Raw genomic sequence first — 25,504 nt, 5'->3', positions numbered from 1 at the left:
GCGGCCTCGCTCACCACCGGAGACATCTCATGGCCCACCCCGCCGAAACGCATGCCCCCTCACCCGAGCCGTCCTTGCGCCCAACGCGTCCGATTCGCCTGTATCGGCATGCGCTGTCAGGCCATTGCCATCGTGTCGAACTGATGCTGCACCTGTTGGATCTGCCATACGAGACCATCGACATCGACCTGATGACGGGGGAGCAAAAGCAACCGGCGTTTCTTGCGCTCAACCCGTTCGGGCAAGTACCCGTGATCGACGATGACGGGCAGGTGATCGCCGATTCGAATGCGATTCTCGTCTACCTCGCAAGTCGCTACGATGCGCACGGGACCTGGTTGCCCCGTGCCCCCCTGACGGCCGCCGCGGTGCAGCGCTGGCTGTCGGTGGCCGCCGGCGATCTGGCCTTCGGACCGGCGGCCGCGCGCGTGGTTGTCGTGTTCAAGCGTCCCATCGACGCCACGGCGATGATCGAGCGCGCCACACTCCTCCTGTCGCGCATGCAAGCCCATCTGTCGGCACCGCAGGCGACGCCGTTTCTCGCCGGCGACACGCCAACGATTGCCGACGTGGCGTGCTATACGTATCTCGCGCATGCGCCCGAGGGCAACGTCCCGCTCGAACCGTATCCGGCCGTGCTTGCGTGGTTGGCCCGTGTCGCCGCGTTGCCGCGCTTCGTGCCGATGGTGTCGAGCGCTTGCGGCCTGAACGCCGCCTGAGCCTCGGGAGGACATCATGAATACGTCCGAATCCCCTTCGGTCCCCACGTCACCGTTCCATACAGGCGAACTCGCCGTGCAGACACTGGCCGGTTCGCGTGAAGCGATAGCGGATATCGGGGCGCGGGTGATCCGCAGCGCGATGCCCGATCAGCATCGTCAGTTCTTCGCCCAGTTGCCGTTTCTGGTCGTGGGTGCGCTCGACGCGCGGGGGCAACCCTGGGCAACGCTGTTAAGCGGCACGCCCGGCTTCGCCCAGGCGCCGGAGCCGACGTTGCTGCGGGTGAATGCCTTGCCGCCCGCCACCGATCCTTTGTACGGCGCCGTGACGCCAGGCGCGCCGGTGGGCGTGTTGGGGCTCGAGCCGTCGACACGCCGCCGGAATCGTGTGAACGGACAGGTCGTCGACGCAGATGCGCAGGGCTTTGCGATTCGCGTTGCGCAGAGCTTCGGCAACTGCCCGCAGTACATCCACAAACGCGACATCACGCCGCAAGCGCACGCGGGACGGGCACTGGCCGAGCCGCCGCGGACATCGCTCGACGACGATGCGCAATGGCAGATCGCGAGCGCCGACACGTTCTTCATCGCCACGCATTACGCGGGCGACGGCGCGACCGAGCGCAGCGCCGGTACGGACGTCTCGCATCGCGGCGGCAAGCCGGGCTTCGTGCGTGTCGACGATGCCAACACGCTGACGTGGCCCGACTTCCGTGGCAACGCCTACTACAACACGCTGGGCAATCTGCACGCCAATCCGAGGGCGGGACTGGTGTTCGTCGACTTTGCGTCGGGCGACTTTCTGCACGTGGCAGGCGACGCGGAAATTCTTTGGCAGGACGAAACGACGAGCGGCTTCGCCGGCGCACAGCGGCTTGTGCGCATGCGGGTGCGCGAGGTTCGGCGCGTGCATGGCGCGCTGCCGGCCGCGTGGCGCGATGGCGAGACGTCACCGAGCGTCGAACGCACGGGCGCATGGCCAACCGCTTGATACTGCGCGCTCACACCCCATTCGCCTCGGGCTCACCTCGGGCTCACTTCAGGCTCACCTCGGGTTCGCCTCGCGCTTGCCGCAAGGGTTCGCTGCGTGTAAAGTGTGCCCACGCCCGTCGAGTGACGGGCGCCTCTCTTCTCCTCATCGATCCATGACTGTTCACACGTCCCTTCGACTTGCCGTAGCACCGCCGCAACGCGCGGTGGGTGCACGTCTGCGCGGACGTTTTGCAGCAGTCGCGCCTCCCCCGCCGGCCGGCGTGGCACCGCCCGCTGGGGTGGTCGCTGCCGCAGTCGCCGATACCGGCATCGTGGCCTGACGCCACGGTTGGCGCGCCGGGCGTTCGTCGCCCGGCACAACACCTTTTCATTCGAATTTCAGTTTCGATCCGCCTGTCAGCGCATCGTGCGTCGAACGCCGTGACGTTGTGTCATGCCGTGTCGGCGACGGCGTCGCGTCACGGGGAGCGGCGTTCTTGAGCCGTTTTCATTGACGTCGCGCCCGGCAGGCTGGACATCCTGTTCAGGGGAAGATCGATGCAATCAGAAGGTCTCGCGTGGCGCCGGCACGGCGCGACGCTCTTGTTTGTCCTGCTTTGGAGCGGCGGCGCACTGGCTGCCAAATGGGGGCTGGCGCATGCGTCGGCGTTTGCGTTTCTCGTCATTCGACTGGGGGTGGCGCTGGCTGCGCTCACACTCATCGCACTGACGCGCCGTCAATGGTGGCCGGCCGCGAACACCCGGTGGCAGGTGGCGGGCACCGGTGTGCTGCTCATTGGCGGCTATCAGGCGGCGTACCTGCTGGCGCTCTCGCACGGCGTCACGCCCGGCGCACTCGCCACGGTGCTGGGCGTGCAGCCGATTCTCACGCTGGTGGCGCTGGAGCGGGCGCATAGCGCGCGACGTCTCACCGGACTTGCGCTCGCTCTCGCCGGTCTCGCACTGGTCGTCGCGCAAAGCCTGATGTCGGCGCGGTTGTCGGCGGCGGGCTCGCTGTGGGCGCTGGCCGCGCTGGCGTGCATGACGCTGGGTACCCTCGCGCAGAAAGGCTCGCGACAAACGCCGCTCGACGTACTGCCGCTGCAATACGCGGTCGGGTTCGCGCTGGCGTTGCTCGTCGTGCCCACGCAACCGTGGCACGTCGACGCGTCGCTCGGTTTCTGGCTGCCGCTGCTCTATATGGCGCTCGTGATTTCGGTCGGCGCGACGCTGCTGCTCTACCGCATGATCGCGACGGGCAATCTCGTCACCGTCACCAGCCTGTTCTATCTGGTGCCCGTAGTGACGGCGCTGCTCGACTGGGGCATCTTCGGCCATCGTCCCACGGCGCTCGCCGTCGCAGGCACGGCCGCGATCCTGCTGGGACTGCGATTGGCGCTTCGATAGGTCAGTCGCGCGTCATCTCGGCTAAGATTGTCGGCTACCGGGTGACAATGCTGGGGCGAATCCCCTCGTTGTCACCTGGATCTTCTTATGACTGGGAGCTTGCGGATGGATTTACTCGACGACATGCGGATCTTCGTCACTGCGGTCGATGCCATGAGCTTCACGGGCGCGGCGGCGAAGCTCAGCCTATCGAAACAGTTCGTGAGCCGCCGTATCTCGTCGCTGGAGCAGGCGCTTGGCGTGCGTTTGTTGTTGCGGACGACGCGGCGACTCGCGGTCACGGACCTCGGCCGCGTCTATTACGAGCGCGCGCGGCGCATTCTCGACGACGTGGAGGCGGCCAACCTCGCCGTGAGCAGTCAAGGGGAGCGCCCGCGTGGCAATCTGCGGGTCTCCGCCCCCATGTCATTCGGCACGATGTTTCTCGGGTCGGTCATTCCGTCGTTTCTCACGACCTATCCGGACGTCACCATCGAGCTGGAACTCAACGACCGCACCGTCGACATCATCGGCGAAGGCTACGACGTGGCGGTGCGCATCGGTGCACTGGCCGATTCGTCGCTGATCGGCCGGGCGGTCGCGCCCATGCGCATGGTGACCTGCGCCAGCCCGCGGTATCTGGAGGCGCACGATGCGCCGCAAACGCCGGAAGCGCTGCGCGAGCACGCCCTGCTGCCCTATGGGCATAGCCAGCGCGTGAGCTGGACGTACACGCGAGACGGTCATCCGGTCGAAATTCCGGTGACCGGTCGCCTGCGCGTGAACAATGGCGAACTGGCACGTGACGCCGCCGTGGCCGGGCTCGGCATCACGTGGCTGCCGGTGTTCATCGTGGCGCCCGCCTTGCTGAGTGGGCGGCTGGTCACGGTCCTCGACGCGTTCGCGCCCGCCCCGTCGGCGATCCACGTGGTCTATCCGCAGCATCGACAGGCATCGCTCGTGATTCGCGCGTTTTCCGATTTCCTGTCGTCCGCATGTAGCGTGGCCGGTACTCAATGGTGACCTTTTGCGCAATGTTTGGCGTCCCGACGCACGGGAATCGGCCGTCAGACTTGACCATCCATAGCCCGGACGGGGATACTTGACAGGTTAAAAACCCAGCTTTTCCACGCCGATGACCACGATTCTGCAACACATTCCCACGGGACAACGGGTCGGCATCGCCTTTTCGGGCGGTCTCGACACCAGCGCTGCGCTGCTTTGGATGCGCCAAAAGGGCGCGATTCCGTACGCTTACACGGCCAATCTGGGTCAGCCGGACGAACCCGACTATGACGAAATCCCGCGCCGCGCCATGGGTTACGGCGCCGAGAACGCCCGTCTGATCGACTGCCGTGCGCAACTCGTGGCCGAGGGCATCGCCGCTCTGCAATCGGGCGCGTTCCACATCTCGACCGCCGGCGTCACGTACTTCAACACCACGCCGATCGGCCGCGCCGTCACGGGCACGATGCTCGTCGCGGCAATGAAGGAAGATGACGTCAATATCTGGGGCGATGGCAGCACGTACAAGGGCAATGACATCGAGCGCTTCTACCGCTACGGTCTCTTGACCAACCCGGGCCTGCAAATCTACAAGCCGTGGCTCGACCAGACGTTCATCGACGAACTGGGCGGCCGCAAGGAAATGTCGGAATTCCTGATCGCCAACGGCTTCGATTACAAGATGTCGGTCGAGAAGGCCTATTCGACGGACTCGAACATGCTGGGGGCGACGCACGAAGCCAAGGACCTCGAGCACCTGAATTCGGGCATCAAGATCGTGCAGCCGATCATGGGCGTGCCGTTCTGGCGCGACGACTGCGCGATCAAGGCCGAAGAAGTCACCGTGCGCTTCGAAGAAGGCCAGCCGGTGGCGCTCAATGGCAAGACGTTCGCGAGCGCCGTCGAGTTGTTCGAGGAAGCCAATCGCATCGGCGGCCGTCACGGCCTGGGCATGAGCGATCAGATCGAGAACCGCATCATCGAAGCCAAGAGCCGTGGCATCTATGAAGCCCCGGGCCTCGCGCTGCTGTTCATCGCGTACGAGCGTCTGGTCACCGGCATCCACAACGAAGACACCATCGAGCAATATCGCGAGAATGGCCGCCGCCTCGGCCGTCTGCTGTATCAGGGCCGCTGGTTCGACCCGCAAGCCATCATGCTGCGCGAGTCGGCACAGCGCTGGGTGGCACGTGCCGTGACCGGCGAAGTGACCGTCGAGCTGCGTCGCGGCAACGATTACTCGCTGCTCAACACGACGTCGCCGAACCTGACGTACAAGCCCGAGCGTCTGACGATGGAAAAGGGGGACTCGGTGTTCACGCCGCTCGACCGTATCGGCCAGCTCACGATGCGCACGCTCGACATCGTCGACACGCGCGAGAAGCTCATGACCTATGCCAAGGCCGGTCTGCTCACCGCATCGAGCGGCGACGCCCTGCCGCAGCTCGAAAGCAAGAAGGACTGAGTCGGCCAACACTCGCCGTGCCTCTCGGGGCGCTGCGAGTATCGCCCGCCACAACAGGCGGCGCGCCCTGAAAGGAGCGCGCCGCCTTTGTTTTTGGTCTGTCACGGTTCACACGCTAAGATAGCGTCAAAATCAGCCACATCCCCAATCGTTACGCATTCGGGCTGCGCGCCGTGTCACGTTTCGCGGACAGGCGCATGCGATGGAGACCCTGCGTTGGTACGCTTGATATTGCTGTTGCTCGGCGTCGATTACTTGCGCCGCCGCGCCCTCGCCCTGATTTGGATCGGGGCAATTTTCTTCGCTTTCGGGCTGGCGCTGATCGTCGATGCCCTCGACGGGGTGGTGCACTTCCCGCTCAACGTGTTCGCCTGGCTGTTGCTGCTCGAAGGCCTGGCGACGCTGGCCATCGTCAGCATCGGCGTTGGCGGCCAGCGCATCGTGCGCGGACTCAAGGGCGGCACCTTTACCCTCGCCGCGTTGCTGGTGCTCTTCTTTCATCAACAGCACGGTAACTTCTGGCTGTCGATGTTGTTCGGTACGCTATTCCTCGCCGATGGGCTGCTGCAATGCGTGGCGGCCTATGTCGTGCGGTATCCGCGCTGGATGTGGGCCACGGCGGGCGGATTGGTCGAGATTGCCGTGGCGATCTTCTTCTATCAGCCGTATCCGACGCACTACAAGGGCACCTTGCCCTACGCCATCGGGCTGGGGCTCGCGTTCACCGGGTGGAACTTACTGGTCCTCGCCATGCGCGCGCGGCGCCTGCGCCGCGACTTCCGCGTCGAGCAGGTTCTCGGCAGCCCCAGCGACAAACGCGGCTTGTGGAGGAATCGTCCCCGCGCACCGCGCTGGGAGGGCCCACCCGCCGACGGCGAACCCGCGTTGACGGTGCACGTCTGGACGCCATCGGGCTCGTCCAAGGCCCCGGCGCGCCGTCACCCGGTCATCGATCGTTATATCGCCGCCGTCGACGGGAATGGTGTGATCTCGACGGGTCACGCCGCGCTGGAGAGTCACGAAGGCGTGTATGTGAGTCTGTATCCCGCCAAGGAAATCGACCGTTCTCCGGATCAATTCGGGCAACTGCTGCGCGCCACGCGCGAGAATGACGTCCCCGGCGTGTTCCAGCCGGACTATGCAACGGAATCGAAGGCCTGGTGCGCGTCCACCGTCAAGGTGCGTATTCGCAATTACAGCCCGCGTCAGCTAGGCACGTTCTGGCAGGCTTACCGTCAGGACGCCACCTATAACCTCACGCACCGCAACTGCTCGAGCAGTGTGGCCAAGGCGCTCGAGGCCGCAATCGAAGGCCGCGTGGGTCAACTGCCCGGCGGGGCGGATGCCGGCTGGTGGACGTTCGTACGTCTGTGGCTCACGCCCGAGTTGTGGGTCGCCGCGCAACTGCGCAAGCGGGCCGAGACGATGGCGTGGACGCCGGGCCTGGTGCTCGATTACGCGCGTGCCGTGAGCATGCTTGTCGACCCGCGTCCGTTCGGCTGGATCACGATGTCGTCGCTCGCGCTGCGTCGCATGCGCCGGGCGCGTCGCGCGTGGCAGGACGCCGCCGATCAGGCGAGCGTCGCACAATCGCAGGAAAATCGGCCCTAGCACGGCCGACGGAACACCGAAACGCCCGAGACATCTGAATGGCGACGGCGTAACGTCATGGATACGACGCAAGGCAATGGCAGCAGGTCCGCGGGCGACGCGTGAGCTTCACTCACGCATGCTTCAGAAGCACAACTCAATACGAGGACAGTTCAGTATGTTCCATCGCCTGTGGCGCTTTATCAGCGCCGCCCTGTTTGCCAGTCTGGTCATCGGCCGCGCGGCCCACGCGATCACGCCCGAAACCGCGCCCGCCACACTTCCACACGGGGCTATCGTCGACCGGCAGCCGCTCGATGCCGACCACGGCTTGCCCGAAGCCGGCGAGCAATTCCGCATTCGTTACAGCTCCATCGATGGCGTGGGTGGCACTGAAGCGCGAGAAGACACGGGTGCCGTCTTCCTTCCCAAAGGACCGACACCGCCCGGTGGCTGGCCGGTCGTTGTGTGGGCGCACGGTACGGTGGGCGTCGCCAGCGCGTGCGCGCCGTCGCTCAATGTGCGCAGCCAGCGCGACATGCAATATCTGGGCACATGGCTCTCGCTCGGCTTCGCGATCGTGGCCCCCGATTACGCGGGTCTGGGCTCGCCCGGGCTGCACCACTATCTGAATTCGCGTGCGCAAGCCTACAGCGTGCTCGACAGCCTGCTGGCTGCACGCAGCGTCTTCCCGTTGCAGAACCGCGTCGTCCTCGTCGGGCAATCGCAGGGCGCGCACGCGGCGTTCTCGGCCGCCGGTTATCAGCCGCAATACGCGCCTGACGTCAAAGTGATCGCAACCGTGCTCACGGGCACGCCGTATTTCAACGCGCAGACGTCGGCCGCCATGCTGTTCGCGAGCCAACCCGATCCGGGCGCGCCGGATCCGAAGATTCCGTACGCGATGTACCTGTTCCTGTCGGCAGCCGACCGCGATCCGACGATGCAGGCGTCGCGCTACTTCTCACCGCAGGCGTTGCCTGTACTGAACGAAGCCCGCACGCTTTGCATCGACGAACTGACCGATCACTCCACGGCCGCCGGCCTGAATGCGGGCAACAGCATGCAGCCGGATATCCAGAAGCTGCTCGACAACCAGACGCCGTCACTGCGCTACCCGACGCTGCATATCAAGCATCCCGTGTTCATCGGCATGGGCATGAACGACATCGACGTGCCGGTCATCATGCAACAAGCGTTTGCGCGCGATGTGGCCCAAGCGGGAACCACCACCCTGGTGCGTACGTACGAAGGGCTCGATCACGATGCGACCGTCAATCCGTCGCTCCGCGATTCGGTGCCATTCGTCCTCGACCTCATGTCGACGAGAAAGCGTGCGCACGCACAATAATTAGAAGGATGCCTCGAAATTTTGGGTCGAAAAAGCAGAGAGATTGATGGATGGCAGCGATAAGTAGCTGATTTTATTGTTGTTATTTTGTGTTGCATATGTGCAACATGCGGGTAACTACGTAAAATTACATATGGTGCGTCGCAACACAGCGTCCTATACTGAATTCGTCTCCTCCATGTCTCCTCCTGATATGGATTAAGCCCGCCATTCGCGGGCTTTCTTTTTTTGCGCGGCCGGAATTCGCTCGACCGTCCGGCGCGGTCATGACCCAGCGCGCTCAGTCGATAGCGGCCGCACACGCGTCCGTCGGCGTGGCCAGCACGCCCCCAACCCCCGGAATGATCTTCAGCCCCGCCGACGCCACCCGGCAGGGGGCAGCCATCAATCCGCACCCTGACACCGACGTCACGAACGGGAGAATGGCGAACAAGGCCCACCACCGGCGCAGATTGCGCGGGGCGGGTTTCGACGCCAATGTCGCGTCCCCCACGTCGGGGATGCGGAGCGCTTGCCTGTCGACCGTTGCCGGGCGGGAGCGCGAAGCGTCAATGGTGTGATGGGACATCGGGGGGCGCAGCGTCATGAGGGGGTGTCCTGATAAGGGCGAAATGCCAGTCGTTCATGTGATTTGCCGCGGGCGTCGCAAAGCGAGCGAGGCGCCGTGGCTCAGGCAGCAGGCGTCGTGTGGCCGATGTACGTGAAGCGCGGCACCGAACCGCTGTCCGTCTCCACCGGTTCATTCCAGATGCGCAACAGACGGGTGCTCATGGGTAGCCCTTCGCGCGGGTACAGCCGCGTATAGACGACCACCGGCTCATCGGTCTCATCGGCGCGGGCGACACCTAGCGCGAGATAACAATTGCCTTTGTAATGACGGTAGACGCCCGGGCGGAACGCCTCGATTTCCGGCGTGGATTCGGCCGACGGCGCGGACATATTCGATACCATCGTTCTCTTCTCCTGCTGACCACAACCGGATACGGTCGGGCAAAAAATGCTCGTTGAAGTTCCGCGTCAGCGCGGCACCGCGATCCCAACCGATTTCGCGAGCGGCGCGGGCGAGATGCCTGAAGCGCCACGGAACGGCTCATCGAGGTTGACGATCAACGCGATCACCATCCCGATCGCGCCCATGTGGATCGCGATGATGAAATTACTTTTCCACGAGCCCGGATACCGGCCGTTCATCGCCATCGCCGCCAGCATGAAGAGCGCGATGACCCACCAGAACACGTCGGGCACGGTTTTCGTCGAGTTTTCGAAACGTCCTTGGCGGGCCTCCTCCAACCGATCGAGCAAGGTCCGGATCGAACTGGCGCTGTCCTCGTGTTTCGCGACCACCCGACGCGTAGCCCCGACAAACGCCGTCAATGCCGCTTCGGTCACGGGCGACAGATCCGGGTCGGCGGTGCTCAACGTCTTCCATTCGTCGGTGACGGCGGACGTCACGTAGCTGCGCAGCAACACACGCGCCGCCTGCGCGTCGCTGTCGCCAACCGCCTTGAGTTCTCGATCGAGACGTCGGACCACCGACGCCTCGCGCAGCGCCTGATCGTCCGCATGGCCGAGGTTGGCGCGCACGTCGGTCAACACATGGGCGAGCACGAAAACGATGAATGCGAGCAGGCTACCGTGGACGACATCGGATACCGTGCCGCGCACCTCGGACGGATCGGCTAATCGATCGAACAGCCAGACACGCGCCAGCCACGCGACGGCCACGGCGAGCAGCGCTGTGCCGATGGCCATGCTGACAAGCAACAGCCCCGTCGGCATCAACGTCATTTGGTTCACCAGCCATTGCATTCGCGTTCCCCCGCATCCGTCTCGACAAAGCTTTGCGAAACTTACATGGCGGCAGTAAGCGCTGCACCGCCGCCGATGCGGCGACTATACCTGATGCGCGCCCGGCGACAAGCTGGCGACGACCTGACGATGCGTGGCCGCCGGGGCGCACGCGAACAGCGCCGCCCGCTCGAAAAGCCATCTGGGTGCCTGGTTCGCGAACCTTGTGCTCAAGACCACGCGTTGCGAAGCTTGCGAGCGACGTCGATGTGCACCGCCACGTCGCCCACCGGCCCCCGCAGCACCTCGCCCTCGCGCGGCTTCGGGAGAATTTCGTACAGCGGCAACATCGTGTCGGAGACGAAACGGCTGCGCGTGCCGTACACGTGGCGATCGCCCATTCCCGTTTGCTGATGCACGTAAAACCGCTGAGGCACGACCAATTGCAGCGATTCCTTCGCGCGCGTCATCGCCACATACAAGAGGCGACGCTCTTCCTCGATGTCCTCGTCGTCGCCCGTGCTCATGTCCGACGGAATGCAGCCGTCGACGACGTTGAGCACATAGACCGAACGCCACTCCTGCCCTTTCGCACTGTGGATCGTCGACAGAATCAGGTAGTCCTCGTCAAGCAACGGCGGGCCGGATTGCGCACTCGTGGCGTCGGGAGGATCGAGCGTCAATTCGGTCAGAAACTGCTCACGCGACCCATACGTACCCGCAATGCGGGCGAGCTGTTCGAGGTCCGCCTGGCGCACGGCCGCGTCGTCGAAGCGTTGTGTCAGCAGCGGCGCATACCAGCGCAGCGCCAGATCGACATCGGCCGGCCATGACAGCCGCGTGTCGTGCAACGCGATGAAGACGTCGACGAACGCGCGCCAATCGGCAGCGGCCGCCGACGGTGGCTTGAAGTCCGCGAGCACCTGCGCGGGCATGGCGGAGGCCGACATGGCGTCGAGCAATCGGGTGGCGCTCACGGGCCCGATTCCGGGGATCAACTGGGCCACACGAAACCCCGACAAGCGGCTGGCCGGGTTGTGCGCCCAACGCAGGATCGACAACATATCCTTGACGTGCGCCGCTTCGAGAAACTTCAAGCCGCCGAATTTCACGAACGGGATATTGCGGCGTGTGAGTTCCAGCTCCAGCGCCGCGCTATGGCTACCGGTGCGGAACAGCACCGCCTGCTGCATCAATCGGGTGCCGGTCTCACGTTGCGCCAGCACCTGATCCGCCACCCAGCGGGCCTGCCCCGACTCGTCGCTCACATTGACGAGTTGCGGCAGATGCGTCGATTGCCGATCGGTCCACAATGCCTTCGCGTAGCGCTCGTTCGACTCGGCGATCACGGCATTGGACGCATCGAGAATCGGTTGTGTCGAACGGTAATTCCGCTCGAGCGTGACCACATGGGCGGGCTCGGCAAATTGCCCGGGAAAGTCGAGGATGTTTCGGATGGTGGCCGCGCGGAACGCATAAATCGACTGCGCATCATCCCCCACGACGGTGAGGCCGCGTCCGTCGGGCTTCATCGCGAGCAGGATCTGCGCCTGCAGCCGATTGGTGTCCTGGTATTCGTCGACGAGCACGTGGTCGAAGCGCTCGCCCAGTTCGCGCGCGAGTTCCGGCGCGCTCATCGTCTCGGCCCAGTACAGCAGCAGATCGTCGTAATCGAGAACGTGTTGCGCTTGCTTCGCGTCGACGTAGGCACCGAAGAGCGTCTTGAGCTGCGCCTCCCATTGCGCGCACCACGGGAAATGCTTCGCGAGCACTTCCGCAAGCGGTGCCTGACTGTTCACCACGCGCGAATAGATCGAGAGGCATGTGCCCTTGAGCGGGAAGCGCGACTGCGTGGCGGAAAAGCCGAGGTCATGGCGCGCAAGGCCCAGCAGATCTTCGGCATCGCTGCGGTCGTGAATGGTGAACGCTTCCGACAGGCCGATGCGCGTTGCCACATCGCGCAGAATGCGAGCGCCAATGGCGTGAAACGTGCCGGCCCACGGCAGCGACGGCGGTTGCGACGACGCCAGCCCCAGCACCTTTTGCAGCACCGCGCCCACGCGTCGCTCCATTTCGCCGGCGGCGCGACGCGAGAAAGTGAGCAACAAGATACGGTTGGGGTCGGCCCCGCGAACGATGAGGTTGGCGACGCGATGCGCAAGCGTGCTGGTCTTGCCCGAGCCCGCGCCGGCGATGACGAGCAATGGCCCGCCGGGCGCGCCATCGTCACCGACACCATAGTCGACGGCTTCGCGCTGGCGGTCGTTGAGTTCGGCCCACGGATCGCGGGCGGGGGCGGTCGGCTGTTCGGACATGCGAGATCTGGGAGCGCCACGAAAAGACGGGCCGTGGCCCGCAAGTACGCTCATCGAGTACTGTATATTTATACATTATAACGATGGCTTCGACGCCCATCGAGTCCCTTCGGAAATTGAGACGAATTCCGGCTGTCGCCCGTCTGACGGCCCACTCACCTACCTCATGACGATTCGTACCGGCACATCGTCCTGGACCGATCCGACGCTCATTGCGTGCGGACGCTTCTACCCGCCGGGCGTCGATACGCCCGAGGCGCGGCTGCGCCATTACGCGTCGCAGTTCGATCTGGTCGAGGTCGACAGCAGCTACTACCGGCTACCCGACGCCGCCATGGCATGGCGCTGGACGCAACGCACGCCCCCGTCGTTTCGCTTTCACATCAAGGCATTTCGGGCGTTCACCGGCCATACGACGCCGCGCGCGGCACTGCCGCGCGATATCGCGCAGGCGCTGGGTGCGGGGGACGACGCAAACGCAGGGCCAGAGGGCCCGCTTGCGTCGCTTGGATCGCTCGCGCCGCACGACCTCCCCGCGGAACTTCGCGACGAACTCTGGCGACGCTATCTCGAAGCCATCGAGCCGTTGCGTCAGTGCGGGCAACTGGCGGCCATTCACTTCCAGTTCTCCCCGCGGGTGCAGAACGACCGCGCCGGGCGGGCCCTGGTCTTCGAGACCGCGCGACGGCTCGATGGCGAACGGCACGCCGTGGAATTTCGTCACCGTAGCTGGTTCGACACGCCCTCGCGCGAAGCCGCCACGCTGGCCATGCTGCGCGAGACGGGGGCGGCGCACACCATCGTCGACAGCCCCGACGGATTCGACAACACGGTGCCTGCGGTCTGGGCGACGACGCGCGACGACCTGTGCGTCGTCCGTCTTCATGGCCGCAACGCCGCCGCCTGGAACCGACGAGGCATCGCCGCCTCCTCGGGACGCTTCGTCTACGAGTACAGCGCGAGCGAGTTGATCGACATCTCGGCGCGCGTCCAGCGACTGGCCGCGAACGTCGACGACACGCACGTCCTCTTCAATACGAACCACGAAGATCAGGGGATGAAGAACGCGTCGGCGTTCGCGCGCACGCTCACGACGCTTGCGCACGGCATCGTTTAGGGGCGGTGCGCGTCGTCGGTTGGCCGGGCGCCAGCCTTGAGCGTCTTGCGCCATGCGGGCAGGTCGCCGAGTCGCGCGCCTTCCGGTACGGCTCCGTGCTTGCCAGACCCGACGCGTTGCGCGCGATAGATGCCTGTATGCCCCGAACACAGGTACGCCAGCACGCACGCAATCGCGGCATAGCCCCCGATCTGCGGGCCGAAAATCTCGATGGCCATCAACGTCGAGGCGATGGGCGTGTTGGCCGCACCCGCGAACACGGCGACAAAACCGACGCCTGCGAGCACCGCCGCCGGCAACGTCAACACATGCGATAAGGCGTTGCCCAGCGTCGCGCCGATATAGAACAGCGGCGTGACTTCGCCGCCCTTGAAGCCCGAGCCGAGCGTGACGACGGTGAAGACCGCCTTGCCAAGAAAGTCGTACCACGGCAACGACGTATGAAACGCATCGACGATGGTCGGGATGCCCAACCCGAGGTACTGCGGCGTGCCCAGCACTGTGGCCGCCACTGCGACTACCAGCCCGCCGGCGAATGGACGCAGCGGAGCGTAGGCGATACGCCGCTTCATGAAGGCCGACGTGGCGTGCGTCGCCTGGGCGAACGCCATCCCCGCGAGTCCGCACAACACCCCAGCGGCGGCGGCACTGAGCGCCCCGGTGATCGACAGCGACGCGGCGAACGCGCCAGGCGCAATCGTGTACACGGTGTGATGCACGCCCCAGGCGCGCGTAACCGCGTCGCCCACGAGCGCCGCGACGAGGCACGGCAACAGGGCGTCGTAGCGCAGGCGTCCGATGGCGAGCACCTCCAGGCCGAACACGGCGCCAGCGAGCGGCGTGCCGAAAACCGAGGCGAAGCCTGCGGCGATGCCCGACATCAGCAGCACACGACGCTGCTCACCGGACAGACGGAAGACATGCGTGAGCTGATCGGCCAGTGCGCCGCCCATCTGCACGGCCGTGCCCTCGCGCCCGGCGGACCCACCGACCAGATGCGTGACAACCGTGCCGAACAGCACCAGCGGCGCCATGCGCAACGGCACGACACGCCGCGGATCGTGAATCTCGTCGATCAGCAGATTGTTGCCGGCTTCGACGCTCGCGCCGAGCCGCAGATAGAGCCAGCCCACCGCGAAGCCGGCGATGGGCAGCAGCCCGAGCAGCCACGGGTGAGCCAGACGCGTCTCGGTCGCGAGATCCAGCGCGACAAGAAACAGGGCCGATGCACTTCCGGCCATGATGCCGACGAGCGCCGCGAGCGAACTGGCGCGTGCCGCGCGCGGCAGCACGCCGAACAAGTCGCGCACGGGGGAGTCTTGAAACATCTTCATGATGTCCAACAGGGGGGACGAGCGACGCCGTCGACAAATTGCCTGAACACTACCGAGAATGAAAGAAACGCTCGCGCGCATAGCCCGCAACCTCCCGGCACGCCAGGATCTTGCAGGCATCATCAGCCCCGGGGAGGGGCGGTTTGCGCAACGAACGCCGGAGGTATGCCATCTCCGTGAAGCAGCCGACATGCTATCAGGAAGCACGAGCCCTCACAATGCGTGACATTCGCTGCGCCGAAATGCCGAACCGGATCGGCGCATTCCGATAAATCGGCGCATTGACGTTTCGCCGCCGCTCGCATCGCTAGAATCGGTGTCCGGTTCACGGAGAGCGGGTATGGCAGCGGACAGCGAATACATCGAACGCGTCAGGGGGTACGACTGGGACGACGTCACCGGGTTGTGGCGCGACATCCAGCGCTGCGCCACGCCTGGATGGGACGCGGGCAAGGCGCTGGAATATCTCGTACTGAAGGGGTTCGAGCTGGGCGGCGCGACGGTGAGGTGGCCGTATACGGTCAAGTTCGTCGATGAGAAGATCCTCGAGCAGATCGACGGCGTGATCTACGCCGCGGGCATCGCGGCCATGGTCGAATGCAAGGACTATTCGGCCCCCTCCAGTCGAACCAAACGGCGCATCGGCGCCGACCCGATTGCAACGCTCCAGGCGAAGCTGACGCGCCGTCCCGCCGCGCTGATCGGGTGCCTGTTCGCCAGCGGCGAATGCACCGAAGCGGCGGAACAACGGGTCAATTTCACCAAACCGGCGACCATCCTTTGCTGGACCGGCGACGATATCGATCGCTGTGTCCATCGACGAAACTTCACGCAGACCCTGCAGCGCAAATTCCGAATCTGCGTCGAGGAAGGCAAGCACCTCACGAAATGTTCGACCCAAGGAGACAGTCAGATGGAAATGCGGAACATCATTTGTCCCTCACAGGACAGCGTGAACTTTCTGAACGCGTGGCTGCCCCCCGAAATTTCCGCGTCGTCGCACTTCTTTTTCCCGTCGCCGCTCAGTGATGCGCCGGCAACCGCCAGGAACGTCCTCGCTACACACCCCCTTCAGGCGCTGCTCATCCGCGACGCCCACACGACGAATCCCGTGCTGATCAGCGATCTGGAGGTGTATGCGGAGGAAAGGTTGATGTTGTCGGCACCGAAGCAGCAGTTCGAAATCGAGGTCGTCTCACCGACACTGTTGGTGATGCTGTTCGAAACGCCGGAAATCTTCACCGCAGTCTTTGGCGAGCGAGCGACCGATTTCCTGCACTTGATGGGCAGCTACGATCCCGAGCGGGCGATCGGCGAAGCCGGCGCCACGGTGGCGAACATCATCGCCCATCTCGACGACACCACCCGTGCTTTGCTGCGCGCGACGCCGACGGCGCGTCGGATCCTTTCGCGCATCGCCAAACTCGACGCCAAGCCTTACCTGCGCGATGACGACTGGGACGCTGCCTGGTATCGCGACCGGCCGCAGCCGACACGGTCGTATTGAATCGCCGACGGGTTCGGCCGCGCCAACGCGTGTTCGATACCCCGCCCTCAGGCCGCCAACGCCCGGCACTGACCGACGACACGCTCGAAGCACGCTGTCACGAAATCGACCGACGCTTCGGTCGTAAAGCGCCCGAGGCTCACACGCACCGTGCGGCTCGCGGCGTCGTTGTCGAGACCAATAGCACTCAGCACGTGAGACGGCTGCCCCGACGCCGAGTTGCAGGCCGACGTCGACGACACGGCCAGCTTGCCGTTGAGCATGAACGTAGCAAAACCCGGATGTCGCACCGTCAAGCTCAACGTATGAGGGATACGCTGCGCCGTCGCGGCGTTGTGCACAATGTCACCGAGTCCCAGCACACCATCGAGCAGGCGGCGACTCAGTTGCGCGATGCGCGCGTTGTCGGTCGTCATGGCCTGCATGGCGAGTTCGCATGCGGTGCCCATGCCGACGATCTGATGCGTCGCCAGCGTGCCGGAGCGCAGGCCTCGCTCGTGACCGCCGCCATGCATCTGCGGGGCGATGCGCGTCATGACATCCTGGCGCACGTATAGGGCACCGATGCCCTTGGGGCCGTAGACCTTGTGCGCCGACATCGACATCAGGTCGATGCCCATCGTCTTGACGTCGATGGGGGTCTTGCCAAGCGCCTGCGCCGCATCGACATGCAGCAACGCCCCAGCCGCATGCACCACCTTCGCGACGGCCGCCACGTCGGTCAGCGTGCCGAGTTCGTTATTGACGAGCATGACCGACACCAGTCCGGTGTCGGGCCGCAGTGCCGCCGCCACGGCATCGGCGGTGATCTCGCCGGTGGCCGACGGCGTCAGATACGTGACGGATGCGCCGCGCGATGCCAGACACGCCATCGTGTCGAGAATCGCCTTGTGTTCGAGCGCGCTCGTCACGAAATGTGCGCGCGACTGCCCGCGTTCCGCATAGCCTTTGAGTGCGAGATTGTTCGATTCGGTCGCGCCGGACGTCCACACGATCTCGGCCGCCTCGGCACCAATGAGTGCCGCCACCTGGGCCCGCGAGCGCTCCACCAGACGGCGCGCACTCACGCCCGCCGCATGCGAACTGGAGGCTGGGTTACCGAAGACACCGTCCACGCCGAGACAATCGGCCATTGCGGCAATTACGGCGGCATCCGCCGGCGTCGTGGCCGCGTAATCGAAGTAATGGAGCGGTTCTCTCTCGCGCATGATCGGCCTCGGATAAAAAGTGCATCGATCGTACGCGCCACAAACGAGAAAAGGCTTGCGAAATCCCCCGTTGACCGGACGTTTCAGGCAAATCTCTTCCCAAAATATGACGAAATCAGGAATTTCCTTCCAGGCGGGAGTGAGCGCCGTCACTGGCTGGGAATCGCACCGTCACCTCGAGTCCGCCACCGGGCGCATCGCCGAGCGACACATCGGCACGATGCATTCGAACGATTTCCCTGACGATGGCAAGTCCCAGCCCGGAACCATCCGCCGTCTGGACCGCTTGCGGGGCCGACCCATCGTGCTCGCGGCGATAGAAACGCTCGAACACCGCCTCACGCTCGCACTCGGGAATGCCGGGGCCGTTGTCGATGACTTGCAGCACCGGCACATCGCCATCACACCAGGTGCGCACCGTAATGACAGCACCGTCGCCGGCATAACGAATGGCGTTATCGATGAGATTGCCGCACAACTCGGACAGCAACTCGCGCTGCGCCACCACGGGCACCGGCCCGTCATGCTCAAAACCCAGATCGATCCCGCGCGAGCGCGCCACCGGCGACCAGTCGAGGGCCACGCTGCGCGCCAAATCGTCCAGCCGTAGCGACACCATCGCCACCGGAGGGCCGCCTTCCGCCTCCAGACGCGACAGCGACAGCAGTTGCCGAACGCTCTTCGCGGCCTGCTTCACCGCATGGTTGAGTCGCTCCACACGCTCACGCGCCCCGGCACTGAGCGATTCCCTGAGCGTGAGTTCGGACTCTGCCTGAATGATGGCGAGCGGGGTTTTCAACTGGTGCGCCGCGTCGGCGAAGAACCGTTGCCGCGAGGCCTGCATGCGGCCCACGCGGCCCACATACTGATTGATGGATTCGACGAGCGGCTTGACCTCGGTCGGCAGATCGACATTGTCGAGCGGCGTCGTGTCGTCTTCATCGCGCGCCGCCACCTTGGCGGACAGCCGATTCAGCGGCCGCAGCCCACGCGTCACGCCCAGCCAGACGATGGCAAGCGCCAACACAACGAGCAGCACCTCCTGCTGCAGCGCGCCCGTAAGAATCTGACGCGCCAGTTCGTGGCGAGACTCCGTCGTCTCACCCACGACGATCCACACAACACGCGTCTGCGCGTTCGGCACGTCATGCACGGGCAGTTGCAGTGCCCCCATGCGCAGCGTCTCGCCGCGATACGTGGCGTCGTAGAACACGGCGTGATATGGCCCGGGCACGAGTCGTCCGGGAGGCATCGGCAGATCGTGATAGCCCGTCACCGCGCGGCCGCCCGCTTCACGAATCACGTAATAAATCTTGCCGCCGCGATCCGATTCGAACATCTCCAGCGCGAGATACGGCAGATTGACCTGCACTTCTCCGTCGATCAGTTGTGTGCCCTCGCGAATCGACTTGATCGAAAACTCCAGCGACCGGTCGAACGCCGAATTGGCCGCGCTCATCGCGCGCTGATAGGTCAGCCAGGTATCGAGCGCGAGCAACCCAAGCAGCGGGAATAATAGCCAGAGCGCCAGTTGACGGCGAAGGTTAGGTTGCGACATGGAGGGCGACGTCAGACGTGCGGATCATGCGGCAGGCGGTGCCGCGTCCGACTTCACTTCGAGCAGATAGCCCAGTCCGCGCAGCGTGACGATCGCCACGCCGCTGCCTTCGAGCTTCTTTCTCAAGCGGTAGACGTAGATTTCGATGGCGTCTGGATTCACGGATTCATCGATGCCGAAGAGCTTCTCCGAGAGCGCTTCCTTGTTGATCGCACGTCCGCCACGCACGATCAGCACTTCGAGCACGGCCCGCTCGCGCTTGGTGAGCGCCAGCAGTTCGCCGCCGAGACGGAAGCTGCGCTCAACGCCATCGAATACCAGCGGCCCGCACGCCACATCGGCGCTTTCGTGATGCTGGGCACGACGGATCAGCGCACGAGCGCGTGCTTCCAGCTCATCGAGTTCGAACGGTTTTGAAAGATAATCGTCGGCCCCAAGGTTGAGGCCCTTCACGCGATCTTCGAGCGAGCCATGCGCCGTAAGAATCAGCACGGGCACGCGGTTACGGCGCGCGCGCAGTCGTCGCAGAATTTCCAGGCCGTCCAGACGCGGCAGCCCCAGATCGAGAATCACGAGCGAATACTCCTGCGTGCGCAACACGTGGTCGGCAGCCTCGCCGTCGTGCATGCAATCGACGGCGAAGTGCGCCTGCGTCAACGCCTCGGAGAGCGATTTGGCCAGACTCGGATTGTCTTCGACAAGCAGGATGCGCATGAGACCTAGGGAAATCCATGACCCAAAAAAGGGGGCTTGGGCCCGCTTCGATACGAAATCGAAAGCGAATTGAAAGTTTCGGCAAATTACCATGCGCCACACGAAAACGACAAACCCATTCAAGGGGTCTTCCGGAGGATGACATGAAGCAACAGCAATCGCTTGGCGCGATGGTCGCGACCGCAGCGCTCTTCGCAGCCGCTATGCCCGCAGCCCATGCGCAGGTGCCCGCCGGCTATCCGGCGAACTATCAGGCCACGGTCGACGCGGCCAGGAAGGAAGGCAAGCTCATCGTGTACTCGGTGACGGATACGGCGCTCGTGCGTCCGCTCATCAAGGACTTCGAGTCGCTGTACGGTGTGAAGGTCGAATACAACGACATGAACAGCACCGAGCTGTACAACCGCTACATCAGCGAGAGCGCGGCCGACAGTACCAGCGCCGACGTGCTCTGGAGTTCCGCGATGGACCTTCAGGTCAAGCTCGTGAACGACGGCATGACGGCGAGCTACGAATCGCCCGAATCCACTCACATTCCACAATGGGCGCAGTATCAGAAGCAGGCCTACGGCACAACGTACGAGCCGCTCGCCATCGTCTACAACAAGCGTTTGTTGCCGGCGAACGAGGTACCGCAGACGCGCATGGAACTGATCAAGCTGCTGCACGCGAACCCGGCCAAGTTCAAGGGCAAGGTCACCACCTACGATATCGAAAAGTCGGGCGTGGGCTTCAACTACCTGACGCAGGACGCCCGCGTGAACCCGGAGGTGACATGGGAACTCGTGGCCGCTTTCGGCGCGCTCAACCCGAAGCTGCAATCGAGCACCGGCGCGATGATGGAGCGCATCTCGTCGGGCGAGAACCTGATCGGCTACAACATCCTCGGCTCCTACGCGTTTGCCAAGGCGAAGAAGGACCCGTCCATCGGCTACGTTTATCCGCGCGACTACACGCAGGTGGTGAGCCGTCTCGTCATGATTTCGAAGAAGGCCAGGCATTCGAACGCGGCCAGGCTCTGGGTCGACTATCTGCTCTCGAAGCGTGGCCAGACCCTGCTCGCCAATCAGGCCAACCTGTTCTCGATTCGAGCGGACGTCGACGGCGAGACGTCGATGGCGAACCTCACGCAACAACTCGGCTCGGCGCTCAAGCCGATCCCGATCGGTGCGGGCCTGCTGGTCTACCTCGATCAGTCCAAGCGTCTTGAATTCCTCAAGCGCTGGCAGCAGTCCATCAAGCGCTGAGCGGCATGCGTGTCGCACGCGCTTCATGGCTGACGTGACACGACGGGTCGCCCCCGCCCCGCGATCATCGCGTCACCGGCAACACCCTTAAGTCCGGCGGCTGCATCGGCGGCCTGCCTCTCCCCAAGCCTTTCTCGATATGCGCCCCGCGGGGTGCAGGGAGACCCTCATGCTGTCATCTTCTACCGCTGACCGCTCTGCGGTGCCCGCCGGTCGTCCCCCTGCCGGGGCGACACCTCACGGCACTACACCCTGGCGTGCACTCGCGGCCACGTCGCGCTGGCTGGTCATCGCCGTGCTCACCGTTGCCGTGATGCTGCCGCTGTCGTTCATCGTCGTGCAGAGCCTGCTCTCGGCCCCGTTCTTCGATGCCAACCGCACGTTCGGTATCGACGGCTATCGCTTCGTCTTTGCCGACCCCGACTTCTGGTCGGCGGTGAAGAACTCGTTCACCATCGCGTTCGGGATGCTGTTCATTTCGATCCCGCTCGGCGGCATTCTCGCCTTCCTCATGGTGCGCACCGATTTGCCGGGGCGTCGCTGGCTCGAACCGCTGCTGCTCACGCCGGTGTTCGTCTCGCCGATGGTGCTCGCCTTCGGCTACGTCGTGGCCGCCGGCCCCGTCGGCTTCTACGCCGTGTGGTTCCGCGAACTCACCGGTCTCGACGCGCCCTGGTCGATCTACTCGATCTTCGCGATCACCGTGATCGTCGGCCTCACGCATGTGCCGCACGTCTACCTCTATTCGTCGGCCGCACTCCGCAATCTCGGCTCCGACGTGGAAGAGGCGGCCCGCGTGGCAGGTGCACGCCCGTTCCGGGTGGCGCTCGACGTCAGCCTGCCGATGACCCTGCCCGCCCTGCTCTTCGCTGGCGTGCTCGTGTTCTTCCTCGGCTTCGAGGTCTTCGGTCTGCCGCTCGTCCTGGGCGATCCTGAAGGTCACCTCGTGCTGGCGACATACCTGTACAAGCTCACCAACAAGCTCGGTGTGCCGTCATATCACCTGATGGCGGCGGTGGCGATGTGCATCGTCGCGATCACCTTTCCGCTCGTGCTGCTGCAACGTCGCCTGCTCAAGCGCGCGAACAAGTACGTGACCGTCAAGGGCAAGGCGGGGCGTCAGACCGCGCTGCCGCTGGGCGTGTGGCGTTGGGTCGCGCTGGCGATCGTCGGTGCCTGGCTGCTGGTGACGGTCTTCGTGCCGATCTCGGGCATCGTGCTGCGCTCGTTCGTCACGCATTGGGGTGAAGGCGTGGTCCTGAGCGACGTGCTCACGCTCGCAAACTTCACCGAGCTCTTCGAGCAAGACAATCTCGTGCGCGCCATTCTCAACACGCTGGGCATCGGCGTGATCGGCGGCGCCATCGCGGTGGGCTTCTACTCGCTCGTGGCATTCGCCGGCCACCGGCGCAACGACTGGGCCACGAAGCTGCTCGACTATCTCGTGCTGCTGCCTCGCGCCGTGCCTGGCCTGCTCGCCGGTCTGGCCTTCCTGTGGATCTTTCTGTTCGTGCCCGGACTGCGCGAACTCAAGAATTCGATGTGGAGCATCTGGGTAGCCTATACGGTCGTGTGGCTCGCGTACGGCATGCGCCTCATCCAGAGCGCGCTGCTCCAGGTCGGCCCGGAGCTGGAAGAGGCCGGACGAAGTGTCGGCGCCACGCGCAGCCGCGTGAGCCTCGACGTCACCCTGCCGCTCGTGCGCTTCGGTCTGCTCGCCGCGTGGCTGCTCATCTTCATGATCTTCGAGCGCGAGTATTCGACCGCCGTCTATTTGCTCTCGCCTGGCACGGAAGTCATCGGCTCGCTGCTCGTGTCGCTGTGGGCGACCGGCGCGGTCGATCAGGTCGCCGCGCTCTCTGTCATCAACATTGCGATGGTCGGCGCCGGTCTGGGCGTGGCGTTGCGCTTCGGAGTCAAATTGCATGGATAAGCTCATCGTTGACAACCTCTTTCTGAGCTACGGCGCCAACCCGATCCTCAAGGGCGTGTCGTTCGAACTCAAAGCGGGTGAAGTCGTGTGTCTGCTCGGCGCGTCGGGTAGCGGCAAGACCACGTTGCTGCGCGCGGTGGCGGGGCTCGAACAGCCGTCGCAAGGCCGCATCGCGCTCGACGATCAGGTCTTCTTCGACGGCGCACAGGGCATCGACTGCCCTGTCGAGCAACGCTCGCTCGGCCTGGTGTTCCAGTCGTACGCGCTGTGGCCGCATCGCACCGTCGCGGACAACGTTGGCTATGGTCTGAAGCTGCGTAAGGTCGGTGCGGCGGAGCGGCGCGAGCGCGTGCAGAACGCACTCGACCAGCTTGGCCTCGGTCATCTGGCGGCGCGCTTTCCGTTCCAGCTCTCGGGCGGACAGCAGCAGCGCGTGGCCATTGCGCGTGCGCTGGTCTACAACCCGCCCGTCATTCTGCTCGACGAACCGCTCTCGAACCTCGACGCCAAGTTGCGCGAAGAAGCGCGTGCGTGGCTGCGCGAGCTGATCGTCTCGCTCGGCTTGTCGGCGCTGTGCGTTACGCACGATCAGACAGAGGCCATGGCGATGTCGGATCGGATCCTGCTGCTGCGCAACGGACGCATCGAGCAGGAAGGCTCGCCCGCCGAACTCTACGGCGCGCCGCGCTCGCTGTACACGGCCGAATTCATGGGCAGCAACAACCGGATCGATGCGACGGTGAGCGCCGTCGACGGCGATCTCGTCACGCTCGCGGGCGATGGCTTCGCCCTGCAAGCCCGGGCGCGCGACACGCTCGCACCGGGACAGGACGCGCAGGCTGTCATTCGCCTGGAGCGCGTGCAGGTGGCCGACGGCCCGGGCCAAAACCGCATGAGCGCACAGCTCGTCACGTCGATGTATCTCGGCGACCGCTGGGAGTACCTGTTCCATTGCGGATCGCTGCGCTTCCGGGCGTTCGGCCAGATGGCACGCGAGCCAGGCCATCACTGGGTGGAATTTCCGGCGAACGATTGTTGGGCCTTCGCGCAGGCGCAAGCCTGACACGGGCGCGCCGCCGCGTCAGCGCGCCCCCTGCTTTTCACGCGACGCGCGGGCGCTCTCCCGCGCAACACCACGAGAAACAGAAGAGAGGAGACACCCATGAAAATAAGCAGTATCGGTCTGGCCGCATTGAGCGCTGTCGGCATGCTCAATGCCGGCCTGACGCACGCGGCATCGAACGTGACGATCTACGGGATCATGGACGCCGGGGTGGAATATGTGAATCACGCCAGCGACGCCGGTGGCGCGGCACGCGCCGTTTCCGGCGGCAAGAATACGTCGCGCTTCGGTTTCAAGGGCAGCGAAGACCTTGGCGGCGACCTCAAGGCCATCTTCCAGCTCGAGAGCGGCATCAGCATCGTCAACGGCCAGTTCGACGACGGCCCCGGCGCGATCTTCGATCGTCGTGCGGTGGTTGGGCTCAAGCACAAACAATGGGGCCAGGTCACGCTCGGTCGTACATTCACGACGACGTACGACTACATGCTTCAGTTCGATCCGATGGGCTACGCGCCGAACTACTCGTGGGCGACCAGCGCCACGGCCACCGGCGCACGCAAGGATGGACTGTTCTCACGCTCGGCCAACGCCGTGCGTTACGACGGTGAGTTCAACGGGTTCAAGCTCGGCGCGTTGTATGGCTTCGGCAATGTGGCAGGCAGTACGAAGACCTCATCGAAGTACGACTTCGCTGTCGGCTACGAGAACGGCCCGCTTGCGCTCGTCGCCACGTACGACCGGCAGAACGGCGCGGGCAGCAGCGTCGCGCCGGCCGACACGACCGACTACATCCAGGGAATTCATGCCGGGGCGAGCTATCGCTTTGGCCATGCGAAAGTGATGGCGGGCTACCGGAACTACAAGAAGACGTTTGTGACGGCGGGCACTGCGTCGCTGCGCAGCGACATGTACTGGCTGGGCGGGTCCTATGACTTCACGCCGGCATTCACGTTGTACGGCGCGATCTATCATCAGAACATCAAGGACGCGAGCGACGCAGATCCGACGCTGATCTCGCTGCGCGCGCAGTACGCGATGTCCAAGCGCACGGCGCTGTACCTGTCTGGCGGTTACGCGTTCGCCAAACATGGTCAGAACGTGAGCCTGTCGCGTGACCTGACCGGTGCGGCCGACACGCAGGTCGGCGTCACGGCCGGCATCCAGCATCGCTTCTAACGCTTTTCCTCGACGACGGCCCGGCGCCAGTGGTGGGTAAGCCGCTTGCCGGGTCG

Annotated in this window: 20 protein-coding genes, 1 pseudogene and 1 riboswitch; of the genes and pseudogenes, 13 read left to right on the top strand and 8 right to left on the bottom strand. The window is 64.6% G+C overall.

The genetic code is table 11. The features are described from left to right. Positions 1 to 29: 29 nt before the first annotated feature. The 7 genes from BGP02_RS09865 (at position 30) to BGP02_RS09835 (ending at position 8,488) form a co-directional block, all read left to right on the top strand. Positions 30 to 719, top strand: a complete 690-nt coding sequence (locus BGP02_RS09865; protein ID WP_017235713.1) for a glutathione S-transferase family protein — start codon at positions 30 to 32, stop codon at positions 717 to 719. A gap of 16 nt (positions 720 to 735) precedes the next feature. Next, positions 736 to 1,710, top strand: a complete 975-nt coding sequence (locus BGP02_RS09860) for a pyridoxamine 5'-phosphate oxidase family protein (RefSeq protein ID WP_261939356.1) — start codon at positions 736 to 738, stop codon at positions 1,708 to 1,710. A gap of 539 nt (positions 1,711 to 2,249) precedes the next feature. Then, positions 2,250 to 3,098 (top strand): DMT family transporter, encoded by an 849-nt coding sequence (locus BGP02_RS09855; protein WP_261939357.1) that lies wholly within the window; start codon positions 2,250 to 2,252, stop codon positions 3,096 to 3,098. A 105-nt stretch (positions 3,099 to 3,203) separates the two neighbouring features. Continuing rightward, entirely contained in the window at positions 3,204 to 4,100 is an 897-nt protein-coding gene (locus BGP02_RS09850) for a LysR family transcriptional regulator (RefSeq protein ID WP_017235716.1), read from the top strand. Between the two features lie 112 nt (positions 4,101 to 4,212). Beyond that, positions 4,213 to 5,547: an argininosuccinate synthase gene (argG, locus tag BGP02_RS09845; protein WP_017235717.1), complete on the top strand. Its 1,335-nt coding sequence runs from the start codon at positions 4,213 to 4,215 to the stop codon at positions 5,545 to 5,547. 216 nt (positions 5,548 to 5,763) lie between these two features. Further along, entirely contained in the window at positions 5,764 to 7,158 is a 1,395-nt protein-coding gene (locus BGP02_RS09840) for an HdeD family acid-resistance protein (protein WP_286798415.1), read from the top strand. 157 nt (positions 7,159 to 7,315) lie between these two features. Beyond that, a complete protein-coding gene (locus tag BGP02_RS09835) occupies positions 7,316 to 8,488 on the top strand; it encodes an alpha/beta fold hydrolase (RefSeq protein WP_017235719.1) in 1,173 nt (390 codons plus the stop codon). A 280-nt stretch (positions 8,489 to 8,768) separates the two neighbouring features. Here the strand turns inward: BGP02_RS09835 and BGP02_RS22410 are convergent, their stop codons facing one another. From BGP02_RS22410 to BGP02_RS09815, 4 genes are all read right to left on the bottom strand, one after another. Beyond that, positions 8,769 to 8,939 (bottom strand): DUF6726 family protein, encoded by a 171-nt coding sequence (locus BGP02_RS22410; protein WP_315973487.1) that lies wholly within the window; start codon positions 8,937 to 8,939, stop codon positions 8,769 to 8,771. A 218-nt stretch (positions 8,940 to 9,157) separates the two neighbouring features. Further along, positions 9,158 to 9,439 carry a DUF1653 domain-containing protein gene (locus tag BGP02_RS09825; RefSeq protein ID WP_017235721.1) on the bottom strand — a complete coding sequence of 94 codons (282 nt, stop codon included), beginning with the start codon at positions 9,437 to 9,439 and terminating at the stop codon, positions 9,158 to 9,160. Between the two features lie 66 nt (positions 9,440 to 9,505). Next, positions 9,506 to 10,276 carry a bestrophin-like domain gene (locus tag BGP02_RS09820; RefSeq protein ID WP_157211562.1) on the bottom strand — a complete coding sequence of 257 codons (771 nt, stop codon included), beginning with the start codon at positions 10,274 to 10,276 and terminating at the stop codon, positions 9,506 to 9,508. A 230-nt stretch (positions 10,277 to 10,506) separates the two neighbouring features. Next, positions 10,507 to 12,591 (bottom strand): ATP-dependent helicase, encoded by a 2,085-nt coding sequence (locus tag BGP02_RS09815; protein WP_286798414.1) that lies wholly within the window; start codon positions 12,589 to 12,591, stop codon positions 10,507 to 10,509. Positions 12,592 to 12,757: 166 nt separating this feature from the next. Here BGP02_RS09815 and BGP02_RS09810 point away from each other — a divergent pair, with 166 nt between their 5' ends. Then, positions 12,758 to 13,708: a DUF72 domain-containing protein gene (locus BGP02_RS09810; RefSeq protein WP_017235723.1), complete on the top strand. Its 951-nt coding sequence runs from the start codon at positions 12,758 to 12,760 to the stop codon at positions 13,706 to 13,708. On the opposite strand, the gene BGP02_RS09805 is transcribed toward BGP02_RS09810, so the two are convergent. Next, positions 13,705 to 15,042: a voltage-gated chloride channel family protein gene (locus tag BGP02_RS09805; RefSeq protein ID WP_286798412.1), complete on the bottom strand. Its 1,338-nt coding sequence runs from the start codon at positions 15,040 to 15,042 to the stop codon at positions 13,705 to 13,707. The genes BGP02_RS09810 and BGP02_RS09805 overlap by 4 nt on opposite strands. Positions 15,043 to 15,148: 106 nt before the next feature. Next, positions 15,149 to 15,227: riboswitch (Fluoride riboswitch) on the bottom strand. A gap of 155 nt (positions 15,228 to 15,382) precedes the next feature. Between BGP02_RS09805 and BGP02_RS09800 the strand changes: the two genes are divergently transcribed. Continuing rightward, positions 15,383 to 16,549 (top strand): hypothetical protein, encoded by a 1,167-nt coding sequence (locus BGP02_RS09800; protein WP_017235725.1) that lies wholly within the window; start codon positions 15,383 to 15,385, stop codon positions 16,547 to 16,549. A gap of 50 nt (positions 16,550 to 16,599) precedes the next feature. On the opposite strand, the pseudogene BGP02_RS09795 reads toward BGP02_RS09800, so the two are convergent. From BGP02_RS09795 to BGP02_RS09785, 3 genes and pseudogenes are all read right to left on the bottom strand, one after another. Beyond that, positions 16,600 to 17,757: pseudogene (locus BGP02_RS09795) on the bottom strand (cysteine desulfurase family protein); the annotation flags it as partial. Between the two features lie 115 nt (positions 17,758 to 17,872). Then, on the bottom strand, positions 17,873 to 19,315 hold the full coding sequence (locus BGP02_RS09790; protein ID WP_017235727.1) for a sensor histidine kinase: 1,443 nt from the start codon (positions 19,313 to 19,315) through the stop codon (positions 17,873 to 17,875). Positions 19,316 to 19,339: 24 nt separating this feature from the next. Further along, on the bottom strand, positions 19,340 to 20,029 hold the full coding sequence (locus BGP02_RS09785; protein ID WP_017235728.1) for a response regulator: 690 nt from the start codon (positions 20,027 to 20,029) through the stop codon (positions 19,340 to 19,342). Between the two features lie 170 nt (positions 20,030 to 20,199). On the opposite strand from BGP02_RS09785, the gene BGP02_RS09780 reads away from it, so the two are divergent. The 4 genes from BGP02_RS09780 to BGP02_RS09765 all read left to right on the top strand — a co-directional run bounded on the left by BGP02_RS09780 (position 20,200) and on the right by BGP02_RS09765 (position 25,448). After that, complete coding sequence (locus tag BGP02_RS09780) at positions 20,200 to 21,276, top strand: ABC transporter substrate-binding protein (RefSeq protein WP_369751624.1); 1,077 nt, start codon at positions 20,200 to 20,202, stop codon at positions 21,274 to 21,276. A 169-nt stretch (positions 21,277 to 21,445) separates the two neighbouring features. Next, complete coding sequence (locus BGP02_RS09775) at positions 21,446 to 23,209, top strand: ABC transporter permease (protein WP_286798410.1); 1,764 nt, start codon at positions 21,446 to 21,448, stop codon at positions 23,207 to 23,209. Then, on the top strand, positions 23,202 to 24,272 hold the full coding sequence (locus BGP02_RS09770; protein ID WP_017235731.1) for an ABC transporter ATP-binding protein: 1,071 nt from the start codon (positions 23,202 to 23,204) through the stop codon (positions 24,270 to 24,272). The genes BGP02_RS09775 and BGP02_RS09770 overlap by 8 nt, the downstream gene beginning before the upstream one ends. A 99-nt stretch (positions 24,273 to 24,371) precedes the next feature. Next, entirely contained in the window at positions 24,372 to 25,448 is a 1,077-nt protein-coding gene (locus BGP02_RS09765; RefSeq protein ID WP_017235732.1) for a porin, read from the top strand. Positions 25,449 to 25,504: the final 56 nt, after the last annotated feature.

It is taken from the genome of Pandoraea sp. 64-18 (assembly GCF_001899225.1).
Classification (GTDB): domain Bacteria; phylum Pseudomonadota; class Gammaproteobacteria; order Burkholderiales; family Burkholderiaceae; genus Pandoraea; species Pandoraea cepalis.
Note: the sequence above shows the minus strand (reverse complement) of the source record. Positions and strands in the feature narration are given on the sequence as shown.

Bases quoted from the DNA above. Each gene is read 5' to 3' on its own strand.
- BGP02_RS09780 (WP_369751624.1), top strand. From the start codon at position 20,200: ATGGTCGCGACCGCAGCGCTCTTCGCAGCCGCTATGCCCGCAGCCCAT.
- BGP02_RS09800 (WP_017235725.1), top strand. From the start codon at position 15,383: ATGGCAGCGGACAGCGAATACATCGAACGCGTCAGGGGGTACGACTGG.
- BGP02_RS09860 (WP_261939356.1), top strand. From the start codon at position 736: ATGAATACGTCCGAATCCCCTTCGGTCCCCACGTCACCGTTCCATACA.
- BGP02_RS09850 (WP_017235716.1), top strand. From the start codon at position 3,204: ATGGATTTACTCGACGACATGCGGATCTTCGTCACTGCGGTCGATGCC.
- BGP02_RS09805 (WP_286798412.1), bottom strand. From the start codon at position 15,042: ATGAAGATGTTTCAAGACTCCCCCGTGCGCGACTTGTTCGGCGTGCTG.
- BGP02_RS09820 (WP_157211562.1), bottom strand. From the start codon at position 10,276: ATGACGTTGATGCCGACGGGGCTGTTGCTTGTCAGCATGGCCATCGGC.
- BGP02_RS09810 (WP_017235723.1), top strand. From the start codon at position 12,758: ATGACGATTCGTACCGGCACATCGTCCTGGACCGATCCGACGCTCATT.
- BGP02_RS09770 (WP_017235731.1), top strand. From the start codon at position 23,202: ATGGATAAGCTCATCGTTGACAACCTCTTTCTGAGCTACGGCGCCAAC.
- BGP02_RS09865 (WP_017235713.1), top strand. From the start codon at position 30: ATGGCCCACCCCGCCGAAACGCATGCCCCCTCACCCGAGCCGTCCTTG.
- BGP02_RS09855 (WP_261939357.1), top strand. From the start codon at position 2,250: ATGCAATCAGAAGGTCTCGCGTGGCGCCGGCACGGCGCGACGCTCTTG.
- BGP02_RS09785 (WP_017235728.1), bottom strand. From the start codon at position 20,029: ATGCGCATCCTGCTTGTCGAAGACAATCCGAGTCTGGCCAAATCGCTC.
- BGP02_RS09835 (WP_017235719.1), top strand. From the start codon at position 7,316: ATGTTCCATCGCCTGTGGCGCTTTATCAGCGCCGCCCTGTTTGCCAGT.
- BGP02_RS09825 (WP_017235721.1), bottom strand. From the start codon at position 9,439: ATGGTATCGAATATGTCCGCGCCGTCGGCCGAATCCACGCCGGAAATC.
- argG (WP_017235717.1), top strand. From the start codon at position 4,213: ATGACCACGATTCTGCAACACATTCCCACGGGACAACGGGTCGGCATC.
- BGP02_RS09775 (WP_286798410.1), top strand. From the start codon at position 21,446: ATGCTGTCATCTTCTACCGCTGACCGCTCTGCGGTGCCCGCCGGTCGT.
- BGP02_RS09790 (WP_017235727.1), bottom strand. From the start codon at position 19,315: ATGTCGCAACCTAACCTTCGCCGTCAACTGGCGCTCTGGCTATTATTC.
- BGP02_RS09815 (WP_286798414.1), bottom strand. From the start codon at position 12,591: ATGTCCGAACAGCCGACCGCCCCCGCCCGCGATCCGTGGGCCGAACTC.
- BGP02_RS09765 (WP_017235732.1), top strand. From the start codon at position 24,372: ATGAAAATAAGCAGTATCGGTCTGGCCGCATTGAGCGCTGTCGGCATG.